General features: G+C 48.9%; 1 pseudogene. It reads left to right on the top strand.

The features are described 5' to 3' along the window. Nucleotides 1-470 (top strand): annotated as a pseudogene (locus tag AB4585_RS23865) (hypothetical protein); the annotation flags it as partial.

Here is a 470-nt window from a genome sequence, read left to right as displayed (position 1 = left end):
TTTCGTGCAGTTCATACTGCTTATCCTTGCCAGCAAGCTCACCATTACTCTTCCTAGCACGCAGTTTATCAACACTAACCTGCGCTATTCATTGCCTCTAATGCTGTCGGGCTTAGTGGCGTTTGGCCTCAATGGCGCTGAGCGCTGGTTGATGCTAGAGGGTGAGTCTCTCGCCATGGTGGGCCAATATGCGGTGGCCGCTAAGTTTGCTCTGGCTATGTGCGTTCTTGTTCAGCCCTTTGGTATGTGGTGGATGCCTAAGCGCTTTGTCGTTGCAAACAGCAATCCGTTAAAAGCGGCTAGAACTACGGAGCTTGGCATTATGTATGTGTGTCTGTTGGCGCTGTTCATAGCCCTTTTTGGACAATGGTTGTTGGCGTTCGCCTTGACTGAAGATTATTCAATTGCGGGACAGTTACTAGTAGGTGCTCTATTCATGGTATTGGGCAAGGAATTCGCTGAACTTGTTA

This window comes from Vibrio sp. 10N.222.49.C9, from assembly GCF_041474985.1.
Classification (GTDB): Bacteria; Pseudomonadota; Gammaproteobacteria; order Enterobacterales; family Vibrionaceae; genus Vibrio; species Vibrio crassostreae_C.
The sequence above is the reverse complement of the archived record's forward strand: the minus strand, read 5'-3'. Positions and strand labels throughout refer to the sequence as shown.